Genomic DNA, 11,111 nt, shown 5'->3' with positions numbered 1-11,111 from the left:
GGTTGACGCCCTCGGAGAGCACTTCGGTGGCGACCAGAATGCGGTATCGGTCTTTGGGGTGGAAGGCGCGGGCGTCAAAGTTGGCGATGACCTCCTTGCGAACGGACTCGTCGGAATTGCCCGTGAACAGCAGCACATCGGGCTCAACTTCATCGGTAATCCGCCCGGCAAGATATTCAGCCGTCTCCTTCGATTCCGTGAAGATGATGATCCTGCCCTTCTTCAGCCCGGGTTCGCCGCGGAGAACCTCTCGAAAGGCCTCCCATTTAGGGTCGCGCGTGATCTGTCTCCAGAGGTCGTGAATCTGGCTCAGTACTTTCCTGTCGCTCTCCAGGTCGCGGATGAAGCCCGCGTTGAAGTCCTTCGCGTCCAGCCGCTCAGCCTTGTCCGTTTCAAGCAGTCGGTCAATGGCTTCCTGATCGTCGGTTTCAAGCAGGTCGAGGATTTTGTTGATGTGCTTCTTGCTGATGTACACATGTCCCTTTTTGAATTCCTCAATGACGCGGTCGTAGGAACGGATAAAACGATCGAGGGTCAGGCGGAACGCGTGGAAGCTGCTCTCCAGGCGCTTGATCAGGAGGATCTTCATGAACCTTGCGAGGTTTCGCTGGCTCTGCGCCTCGCGGCGCTCATGTTTGCCCTCATAATAGGTCAACGGCTTGTAGCGGGCGTATTCAACCTGCGTTACCAAACGGACTGTTTCATTGAAGATGTCATTTTCGGTCCTGCTGAACTTGTAGAATAGAGGCTGCGGGTCGGATACGTCGGGGAATTTGAAGCCCTGGAGCTTCAGGTCTTCCCCGTAGTATTTCATGATTTCGTTCCGCGTGCGCCGGATCATCAAATGCTTGAGGATGTGCTCGCGTGTCGCCTTGGCATTAGCCTGGATTGCCGCAAAGTATTGTTCGCGGTCGGTCTGACGGTCGAGACCATGGAGGTTTTTCTCAAGGCGCGCGAAGAAGGCTTCGAGATTGCGGACGTTGGGGATGGTGCTGTTCTTGCCGTTCTGGAACAGCTTGACCTGGCTGAGTATGTCCCGCGGGGTGTTGTTCAGCGGCGTTGCCGAGACCAGGATCACCCGCTTGCCCCGGCAGATCTGGGCAAGCATCTCGTACGTCTGGTTCGTCTCGGTGCGGAAGCGATGCGACTCGTCTATAAAGACATTGGGGTATTTCGAGAGATCGCGTTGGAGCAGCGCATCAAGCTTGCCGATGGACTCGCACCTGTAGCCGCGAATTCCGAACTCTCGAAAAACGTTACGCCATGAGCCGGGATTATTCTCATCGAGCAAATGGGGCGGCGCGATCACCAGCGAACGTCCGACCAGTTGCTGCGCGAGCAAAGCCGCCATGTAAGTCTTTCCGAGACCGACAACGTCGGACAAAAACAATCCGCCGTATTCCTGGAGCACTTTACGGGCGCTGAGAACGGCTTCCTCTTGATATTTCAGCCGCTTGAATCCGTCGGGAACATAGATGTCTTCCAGTTCATCCGGTCGGTTCACCTCATCCATGAAGTACTCGTACAGGAATTTGAGGTAAAGCTCATAGGGCGTGAAATGAGCGAAAGGCGAACGGTTGACGATGGTGTCTTCGTAGGGCTTCGAGACGTCCACGGCCACAGCCCAAAGCTCGTTAAACTTGGCAATGGCGAAATCATAGTCGGCACGGTTTTTCAGTTCGACGTTGAACTCAAGGTTGTCCTGCAGCCCGGCTTGGGTAAGGTTGCTTGACCCAGTGATGACGCGCCCCTTGTCACGGTCTCCTTCAGCGAACGTCATGATATAGACTTTTGCATGGAGTGTTTCACCGGGGTAGGCTTTGATTTCCAGCTTGCCTGAACGAACCCACTCGACGAACTTGTAAACGCCCGTTTCAATCTCTGCGCTATCGGCGGATTTTTCGAATTCGCCGAGCACATTTTGGGGGATCTGCTCTATTACCGACGCGTGGGACTTCAGCGACAACTCGTCTTGCTCTCTGGCTATTTGTAGGAGCTCATACGCCGAGCGGTCGGTCTGAAGGCCGATTAGAATGCGAATCTTCTCGACATGCTCAAGCGCCGGGTACAGCTTGTAAAAACCGCTGAGGAAAAAGTATCCGACCAGGCAGTCGAAAAAACGCGTATTGTCCCCGAGCAAGACAGCAAAGCGGTCTCGGAGACTCTTGCCGGGCTCGTTTGTCAGAAAGGTCAGGTCAGATGACATTGTCAAGAAGTTTGCCTCCTTACACAGGAAAATTCACGTCCGTATTATAGCATCCACGCTGTCGCCTGTAGCCTCATTTCTGGCTAGCTGGATGACCTTGCATTATATTATCATTACAGGCGCATCCTTGACGGGAGAAGGGTCTCCAGAGAAATCGCAAATCCCAAACCCCAAATCCCAACATAATGAAGGAGGATTATTAATGGGAGCACTTTATTTTTTGCACTTTCTGCCATGGTTATTGCGATCCCGCCTTGGCGGGAGAAGCAATCTCCTGCTGCCCAATGAGTTGAGATTGCTTCGTCACTGCGTTCCTCGCAATGACATGTCAAATATTTTATGCTCCCCGTAATAATTACTTGTACTTTCGCTGTAAGCAACATCGTACTTAGTACATAACATTGTTGTACTAATTTGTTTTTCACACCTCATTTTGGGATTTGGGATTTGGAGTTTGGGATTTAACCAGGGGGGATTTGTCATGAAAATCAGCGTGGAGAAACCGACACCGGAGAAGCTGAAAGTCCTCGGCGTGGAGAAGTGGGGCACCTGGGAATGCGAGCCGAGCACGTTTGAATGGTCATACGACTGCCCGGAAACATGCTACATCCTCGAAGGGAAGGTCAAGGTGAAGACGCCGTCAGGGGAAGTTCAGTTCGGCAAGGGCGACCTCGTCAGATTCCCCGAAGGATTGAACTGTACCTGGACAGTGATCGAGAAGGTGCGGAAGAAGTACTCCTTCAAGTGAGCGCTCAAGTTAGCTTCGCAACTTTTTTGTTTGCACCTGATCTCTCTGATCAACCTGTTTTTTCAGAGTAATCAGGTTAATCAGGTGCTCATCTCAAACTTTATTGAAATTCCGAGGGAGTTACCCCCTGCCGCTCAGCGCTCCCTCGAAGGGATCATACGCGCAATTTCTCTCAGAGGATCAGCCTTATCATCAAAGCTCTTGAGCGCTCCCAGCGCTTTCTGTATATACTCTTCAGCAATGCGCCTGGCCCGATCTATCCCGAAGCAGCCCGGATATGTGGCCTTCTGTGATTCACGATCCTTGCGCGTCCGTTTTCCTATTTTCTTTTCGTCCCCCGTGGCATCCAGGATATCGTCGGTGATCTGAAATGCCATCCCCATTGAGTGTCCGTAGCTAGAGAGGGCCTGACGCTGCTCCACGGAAGTATCACCGAGAAGAGCGCCGAACAGCACAGATGCTTCGATGAGCGCCGCGGTTTTTTGAGCATGGATGCGCTCTAACATTTCCTCGCTCACTTCTTTCCCTTCGGCGGCGAGATCAAGCACCTGGCCGCCAACCAGCCCTCCGGTGCCGCCGCACTGCGCGAGACGCCTCACGATCTCCAGACGGATGGGCGGAGGAGCCGTGTCCATGTTCGCGATCAGCTCGAACGCGAGTGTGAGCAGGGCGTCACCCGCGAGGATTGCGATAGCCTCGCCGAAGACCTTATGGCTTGTCGGTTTCCCCCGCCGGAGGTCATCGTCATCCATGGCGGGGAGATCATCGTGGATGAGCGAGTAGGTGTGGACGAGCTCGAGCGCGCAGGCAGCAGGCATGAACGGCAGAGGGTCTTTGCCGAGGGCCTCGAGCGACGCCATGCAGATGATCGGCCGCAGTCTCTTCCCGCCGGCGAACACGCTATACCGCATCGCCTCGTGCAACTTCTCAGGCGGTGAATGCTCGGGCGGCAGAAGGCTATCAAGTGCCTTCTCTACAATTTCCTTTTTCTCCTTGAGATAGCGGCTTATGTCCATACTGACTCCTCACATCGGAGGATAGCAAAACAATTAAAGTTGTGCTAGTGTACTGTCCCATAGGTGTCTTTACATTTACTGGTACTGGCTATGTCACTCCTGCCCCGAGACAATGCTCGGGATAAACTCCAGCAGGAGTCCAGCTTTTATTCTGGATTCCTCCCGCTGAGCGGGACGGGAATGACACACACGAAAATCAGGCCATGCGACCAAGAATCAAATGTAAAGAAGTGTTAGGGACACCACACTAGATGATCGGTAAATCGATACGATTTTTGCTTGACACGGTTCCAACAGGTTATGTACTATCCATCAACAATAATCGGCGGCACACGTGCGGCCAGCCTCGAGGTTGGCTCGTGTGCCACCCAGGTTTCTGAAAGGAGGGTGTTGTCATGGGAGAGTGGGATGCTGGCGTAAAAACCTTTTCAAGGATTTTCAGTTTATCCTTCAGCACGAAGAAGATCGTCATCCAGATACTTGGCATTCTCTGCGCCCTGGTAGTGTGGTGGGTGATCGGGGGGATAGGCGGCGCGCTTGTCCCTGAACGGTTGCAGTGGCTCGTCTCCCTCATCAACACGGTTATTGCGATCTTCATCATGTTCTTCACATGGGGAGCCATCGCGCGGGTGACCGTCTCCGAAGTGGCAGAGCTGCCCCCCGTCGATATCAGCGGGGCCCTGCGCGCCGCGAGGAAGAGCGCGAACGCGCTCGCCATCGCCCCGCTCAAGATCGTGGCGATCATACTGGTGCTGATGCTCATCCACGTCATCGGCGGCCTGATCGGCAAGATCCCGATCCTCGGCGAGATCGTATGGCCCTTCTTCGCGATTCCCCTGTTCTTCCTGAGCGCCCTGATCGTCATCGCGACGATCATTCTGGTCTGCGGGGCGCTGCTCCTCCCGCCGATCATCATGGTGGGTAAGGAGAGCCCGGTGAGCGAGCTGAACGATTTTCTGAGAGAGCACCTGCTGCGCTTCATCGGCTACCTGATCGCGACGATCATCGTGGTCATGATCGTATGCGTATTCCTCAACAGGGTCGTGGCGACGAATGACGGGCTCTCGAGCTGGGCGATGGGGCAGAAATATGCCACGATCGTGAACTCAGTCCCCTCGAAACTGAATGCCTCGATTGAGAAAGTCTCGCCCACGCTGAGAATCCTGTCCAGGAACTACCTCTACACCAAAGAAACGATTGGGGAAATCAGGGCGGCGCTCGTGGGAACTAGGACGGCTCCAACTCCTGCACACGACGTCCGTTTGACCTATACCTTCGCCGGTTTCATATGGGGGTTGTTTACCTTGCTCATCTACCTTTCCCTGTCATCTCTCCCCCTGGTTATCTGGTGCGTTTCAGGGACGCTGATCTACCTCGGCCTCAAACCGGAGGCCATCCCGAAACCCGCTGCCCCACAGGCTGAGGAGCCGAAGGAATAGGTGAGGGAAGAGCGCTGAGCGGCGCCCGGTCAACGGCTTGCACCCCTCCCGTGTGAGGAGCGTGCGGCATTTTACCGAAGCAAACGCACCCCACTCGCCACGACACGAGGAGCGCGCTGAACGCGCCAACACCATCGGGTGATCATTATGCCCACGTACGAGTATGAATGCCAGAAATGCGGCCACCGCCTCGAGCGTTTCCAGCCCATCAGCGCGCCGCCGCTGAGATCATGCCCGCGCTGCCGTGGCAGACTCCAGCGCCTGATCAGCGCGGGGGCCGGGATACTCTTCAAGGGCTCCGGCTTTTACGCCACTGACTATCGCAGCAAGGGCTACCGCGAGGCGGAGAAGAAGGAACGAGAAGCCGCCAGCCCGAAAAAAGAAACAAAAAAAGACACCGGCAAGGCGAAACCGGCGAGTGAATGAAACGCAAAACCTTCCTGAGCGACATTGACACCCCCGAGAAAAAGAAGCTGTATCAGATCATCACCGAGCGCCCCCAGCAGGTCTCCAACTTCAAGCAGCTCGCAGAGTTGATGCGCAAGGATAAACAGTACGCGAGCGCGGCCGCGATCCTCAAGGAGGGGATCGAGCTGCATCCCGGCGACAGCGGCATCCAGAGCCATCTCGCGAAAACATACCATGAGGCGGGAGAAACCGAACGCGCGATCGAGCTCTACCAGGGGATCATACAGGCCCACCCGGAGGACCTCGTCCCCTACGAGAAGGTGGAAAAGATATGCCGGGAAAATGAAATGTATGAGCGCGCGGTGAAGCTCTACCGCGGGGTCGCGAAGGGGAGCGCGCTCAAGGAACTGAGCCACCAACGCATCCATTTCCTCCTCGTTGAGAAACTGAGAGATTTTGAGCGGGGGGCGAAAAACCTCCTCGAAGCGATAGAGGAGTTCGGGCCGAATTACCGCCGGTGCAAGGACCTGGGAAGGCTCTACGCCAAGATGGGGAGATGGCCCGAGGCCTCGCGCTTTTATGAGGGGGCGCTCCAATTCAAAAAGGATGACACTGATCTCATCGGGCTGCTCGGATGGGCGCTCGTCGAATCAGGCGAGCTTCAGCAGGCCGAGGAATGTTTCAAGCGGGTCGGCGATTCTTTCCAGGGGGTGATCAGCCTCGCTGAGCTCTACCTGCGGCTGGGCCGCACCGATGACGCCGAGGCGAAGCTCGACGCCCTCGCGCAGCGATACCCGGGCAACACGCGTATCGCCATAGGCTACGCCGAACTCACCCTCAGGCGCGGGGACGCGGGTTCCGCTCTCAGGCTCTGCGAAGAAACGCTCCCGCGGATGCCGGCGTACTTCGCGTTTGAACAGGCGCACGCCCACGAGGTGCTCGAGGCCGCTCACCGCTCGCTCGGCAGGGAAGAAACAGCCCGTTACCACGGCGAGCTCGCCGCGGCCTTGAAACGGGGGCCTGATACCTACACTGCACTGATCAACCTGGCGGAGGGAAAAATTGCCGCTCTGGACCTCCCGAGGGCTGAGGCCGTCCTTGGCAGGATCCTTGAGCTCTATCCCGGCAACACCCGCGCCCTCATCAATCGCGGTGAGATCGCGCTGCAAAGGAACGAGCCCCGCGCTGCGGCGGATATCGTCGAGAAGGCGCTGGAGAGTCCTCCCACCAGATACGTGGACGAGAGGGTCAGGGGGCACCTCCTGCTCTCTCGGGCATATTCGCTCCTGGGAGACCGGAAAAATTCCAAGAGGCACCAGGAACTCGCCGAAGCGCTGCGCGGCGGGGGCGCATGACGTCTTCCCCCTCTCATTCCGATCGAACTGACTGCCGAAGCAATCCTTTTAACCTGGATTATTCATGGACAAGCAATAAATCACCGCGGATTCTCTGGATTGATCAAATGCTAATTATAAGGAGGTTACATCCACGGATTTCACCGATTTTCACGGATGCAAAAACAGCCTAAAGTTTAAAGCTGAAAGCCAAAGGAGGCAGCTGCATTTTGAACTTTGTACTTTCAACTTTTTGCTGTGGTTGCACTCAGTGTAATCCGCGCAATCCGTGGATAGAAAACACCGAAGGTGAGCAGGCGCAATTTCAGTGGTTGGTGAATAGATCAGGCTAATAGTACTTTTGCGCCAGAGGGATGCGCCGGCCGGGACCGAACGCCTTCGAGGTGACTTTCAAGCCAGGGGGGGCCTGGTTTCTCTTGTACTCATTCCGCTCGACCCGGCAAATGATATCCCATACGAGCTTCCTGTCGTATCCCGCGGCGATGATCTCCCCGGGCTTCTCCCGCTTCTCCACGTAGCGGGTCAGAACCGCGTCGAGGACATCGTAGGGGGGTAGGCTATCCTGATCCTTCTGGCCGGGTTTGAGCTCGGCGGAGGGATCCTTCACGATACAACTCTCCGGGATGATCTCGGCGTGCTGGTTGATGTAGTGCGAGAGCCCGTACACGAGTGTCTTGGGTACATCAGAGAGGGCCGCGAGGCCGCCTGTCATATCTCCGTAGAGGGTGCAGTAACCAACTGCCACCTCCGATTTGTTTCCTGTCGAAAGGACGAGGTAGCCGAATTTATTTGAGAGCGCCATGAGGATATTGCCTCGAATGCGGGCCTGGATATTCTCCTCGGTCTCGTCCTGGCGGAGCCGGCGAAAGACCGGCCTCAGCGTTTGAATATAGGAGCGGTAGAGCCGGGCGATGGGGATCACGGTGAATCGTATCCCGAGGTTATCCGCGAGCTCCCGCGCGTCTTTCACGCTCGCTTTCGAGGAGTACATGGACGGCATGGCGATACCGATGACGTTTTTTCGCCCCAGGGCCTCCACGGCGATGCAGGCAGTGACCGCCGAATCGATACCGCCGCTCAAACCTATGACCGCCGCCTTAAAACCGCATTTCCTCGCGTAATCCCTCACTCCAAGGACCAGCGCGCGGTACACGGTTTCTTCCACGGGCTCTTCAATCCAGGGGATCGTGGGGCCTGCCGGATGACTCTCCGCGAAAATGAGATCCTCCTCGAACGGATTCCCCTGGGCGACCACTTCCCCTCTCGCATCCAGCGCCATGCTGCACCCGTCGAAAATCAGCTGATCGTTCCCTCCGACCTGATTGACGTAAAAAACCGGGATCCCGTACCCGGAGGCAATTTTTTTGAGGATGCAGTGGCGAAGCGTCCGCTGCCCGATGACAAACGGCGAGGAGGAGATGGTCACCAGCATCCCTGCGCCCTTCTTGGCGAGCATCTCAACCGGGTCCACCGAGTAGAATCGCTGCTTCCAGAAGTCCGGGATATTCCAGATATCCTCGCAGATGCTGAGGCCGATCGTCGTCCCGCCTATCGTCGCAGTGGAAACATGCGAGGCAGGATCGAAGTACCTGAGCTCGTCGAACACATCGTAGCTCGGGAGGAGCATCTTATGAAAAATCAGCTGAACCTTCCCCTCCCGGATCAGCGCGCCGGCGTTAAAGAGGCCCCTGCCGGTGCGAGAGCCGGTGCGCGCCGCGAAACCCACGATGACGGCGGTGTTCCCCACGCGCTTCGCCAGCCGCTCCAGCGTCTTCAGGTTCTCGTCGATGAAACCTCCGTCGAGCAGCAGGTCGCGCGCGGGATATCCCGGTATCGCCATCTCGGGGAATATGCAGAGGCCGGCCCCGCCCCTCTCGGCCCTTTTGAGAAAGAGGAGGATCTTTTTCAGATTGCCTGAAAAATCGCCAATGGTGGGGTTGATCTGCGCGAGTGCAATTTTCATCTCATTTAACCTTCTTTTTCACCACGGAGACACGGAGCACACAGAGATAGAGAATAACCTTTTTACCACAAAGAGAAATAGAAACAAGACGCCCCCCTTCCACTCTTATTCTCTTTTACTCTTTGTAATATTTTTTATCTTCTGTGCAATCGATACTCTTTTCTCCGTGCCCTCCGTGCCTCCGTGGTGGAATCACAATTATCTTAACACGATGCACTTTGCCGTTGCGGTGGCGACCACATCGCCCCGCGCGTCCCGCGCCTCGGCCTGCGCGCTCAGGAGACGGTTCTTCCGCTCGTCGATCCATCCCCTGAAATCCACCGTATCACCGACGCGGACCACCTTCTTGAACCGCAGTTCCAGCCCCGCGGTCACCGCCTTGATACCGAGCCGCCAGGCCAGGTTGAGCATGATCTCGTCGAGGATAAGGCCCAGAAATCCGCCGTGGACGATATCCGTGTATCCCTGATGTTCCTTCCGGAAGGTAAATGCGGTGCGCAGCACCTTCTGCTGGTCGAGCGTGAATTTCAGCTTGAGGCCATGAGGGTTGTTCTCGCCGCAGGCGAAGCACCAGCGGTCATCTCTCAGTTGTACTGTGTCCATTGTCAATCGGCCCCGCGTTGATGAAGAAACGTGTGAACTGCGCGCGCTCCTCATCGCTCAACACCCCGCGATCCACGAGACGATTATAAACACCTGCGGGGTCCTGCGCAAGGGCCTCGCTCAATTTTTTCGCGACATCCATGTAGAACGAGAACCTCCTGTCCACCAGGCGCTGGAAGAGCGGCGCGAAGCACGAGACGAGGAAACCGTAGAAGCGATTGTCCACGCAGAGGGCCGCGTCAACCTTCACCTCGACGCCCCGCGACTCAAGCGCGCGGTACCGCGTGAGCAGGAGCGCCTCGCCGGAGAGGTGGACAAAAAATGAACCGTAGTACTGGCCCTCGACATGATACAGGCGGAGCCCCTCCCCCCGGTAGGTCTCGCTGAATGTCGCCTGGATGCTCTTCCCCTCCCTCACATGGCAGGCAGCATCTTTCCCCTTCACCACATAAAAATCTCCGAGCCCCATCCCGCGGGCGATCTCCGCAGTCAGGGCGGGGTGATTGAAGAGCATGTCCATGACACGGAGTTCAGTGGCAAACCTCCGGGCAGGGATATCCTGGACCAGGGCCGCGTGAGAGAGAACGGCGCCTACCTCTCTTTGTATCGAGGCGGGAACACTGTCGCTCCTGGAGAACGTTTCGAACTGGTTTCCGGCGATGGTGGATGCCGCGCACATCAGGAGGAGTGCAAGGAATAAGGTTCGCATTGACACGCGCTGCCTGGCAGCAGAACTCACGCAGTGGCTTCCGGCTGTTTCACCGCCCTCGGCGTGCTCACGCGGAAGGGATACCGGGCCACGAGCATGTCATCCAGGCTGACCTCCACCCAGTAGAGGCCGGGCTCGGCGAAGCGCACATTCTGGAAAAAATTCACCACGATGGAGCCGCGATTCTCCTCGGTGAGGGCAATCTTAACCGGCACGCTCTCGATAATCTTTGTCTTCTTGTCAGGGGAGATGATCGCCGAGCGCGCGTGGAATTCGCCGATGCCGTTGTACCATGAGTTCGCAATACAGATCCGGTGGTGCACGGCGGGGAAATTCTGCGCCCAGATATTCTGAAAGACGCCGACGAATATGAACTTCCCGTTCATCTCCTGCCGCACATCGTCGCACAGGACCGAGTAGACAAGGTCTGGTTTCATCTGCATAACTTTCCACCTGATGGATACATCCTACTAAAAAGAGGCGGCAGTCACAATGGATATCGCCTCTGGATATCGCCTCTGGAGTTTCTGTATTTTTCATAGAAGTAATTCCAACGTTTCACCACAGAGAACATAGATGGGGCATGGAGGATACAGGGGTAAATATGGCCTAAAGTACAATTGCAATGGTTTAGGTAGGTTGAGCGGTAGCAATGCTTTTAACT

Annotated in this window: 10 protein-coding genes; 4 read left to right on the top strand and 6 right to left on the bottom strand. The window is 56.2% G+C overall.

Annotation, left to right across the window (positions count from 1 at the left end; translation table 11 throughout):
- Positions 1 to 2,206: phospholipase D-like domain-containing protein (locus NTX71_06800; GenBank protein MCX6339612.1), on the bottom strand; the 2,206-nt coding region annotated here is incomplete at its 3' end.
- 481 nt (positions 2,207 to 2,687) lie between these two features.
- Here NTX71_06800 and NTX71_06795 point away from each other — a divergent pair.
- A complete protein-coding gene (locus tag NTX71_06795; protein MCX6339611.1) occupies positions 2,688 to 2,954 on the top strand; it encodes a cupin domain-containing protein in 267 nt (88 codons plus the stop codon).
- Positions 2,955 to 3,088: 134 nt separating this feature from the next.
- Here NTX71_06795 and NTX71_06790 read toward each other — a convergent pair whose 3' ends face one another.
- Complete coding sequence (locus NTX71_06790; protein ID MCX6339610.1) at positions 3,089 to 3,970, bottom strand: polyprenyl synthetase family protein; 882 nt, start codon at positions 3,968 to 3,970, stop codon at positions 3,089 to 3,091.
- A gap of 395 nt (positions 3,971 to 4,365) precedes the next feature.
- Here NTX71_06790 and NTX71_06785 point away from each other — a divergent pair, with 395 nt between their 5' ends.
- From NTX71_06785 to NTX71_06775, 3 genes are all read left to right on the top strand, one after another.
- Positions 4,366 to 5,409, top strand: coding sequence for a hypothetical protein (locus tag NTX71_06785; GenBank protein ID MCX6339609.1), 1,044 nt, complete (start codon positions 4,366 to 4,368; stop codon positions 5,407 to 5,409).
- Positions 5,410 to 5,556: 147 nt separating this feature from the next.
- Positions 5,557 to 5,835 (top strand): zinc ribbon domain-containing protein, encoded by a 279-nt coding sequence (locus NTX71_06780; protein ID MCX6339608.1) that lies wholly within the window; start codon positions 5,557 to 5,559, stop codon positions 5,833 to 5,835.
- Positions 5,832 to 7,172 carry a tetratricopeptide repeat protein gene (locus tag NTX71_06775; GenBank protein ID MCX6339607.1) on the top strand — a complete coding sequence of 447 codons (1,341 nt, stop codon included), beginning with the start codon at positions 5,832 to 5,834 and terminating at the stop codon, positions 7,170 to 7,172. The genes NTX71_06780 and NTX71_06775 overlap by 4 nt, the downstream gene beginning before the upstream one ends.
- A gap of 328 nt (positions 7,173 to 7,500) precedes the next feature.
- On the opposite strand, the gene NTX71_06770 is transcribed toward NTX71_06775, so the two are convergent.
- The 4 genes from NTX71_06770 to NTX71_06755 all read right to left on the bottom strand — a co-directional run bounded on the left by NTX71_06770 (position 7,501) and on the right by NTX71_06755 (position 10,890).
- A complete protein-coding gene (locus tag NTX71_06770; protein MCX6339606.1) occupies positions 7,501 to 9,135 on the bottom strand; it encodes an NAD+ synthase in 1,635 nt (544 codons plus the stop codon).
- 198 nt (positions 9,136 to 9,333) lie between these two features.
- A complete protein-coding gene (locus tag NTX71_06765; GenBank protein MCX6339605.1) occupies positions 9,334 to 9,738 on the bottom strand; it encodes a PaaI family thioesterase in 405 nt (134 codons plus the stop codon).
- Complete coding sequence (locus tag NTX71_06760; protein ID MCX6339604.1) at positions 9,713 to 10,447, bottom strand: hypothetical protein; 735 nt, start codon at positions 10,445 to 10,447, stop codon at positions 9,713 to 9,715. The genes NTX71_06765 and NTX71_06760 overlap by 26 nt, the downstream gene beginning before the upstream one ends.
- Before the next feature lie 26 nt (positions 10,448 to 10,473).
- The gene (locus tag NTX71_06755; protein MCX6339603.1) at positions 10,474 to 10,890 is read right to left on the bottom strand and encodes a hypothetical protein; all 417 of its coding nucleotides are present in this window, start codon (positions 10,888 to 10,890) and stop codon (positions 10,474 to 10,476) included.
- Positions 10,891 to 11,111 lie beyond the last annotated feature (221 nt).

Source organism: Candidatus Auribacterota bacterium, assembly GCA_026392035.1.
Taxonomy (GTDB): Bacteria; Auribacterota; Tritonobacteria; order UBA1439; family UBA1439; genus JAPLCX01.
This window is presented reverse-complemented; position numbering and strand designations above follow the sequence as displayed.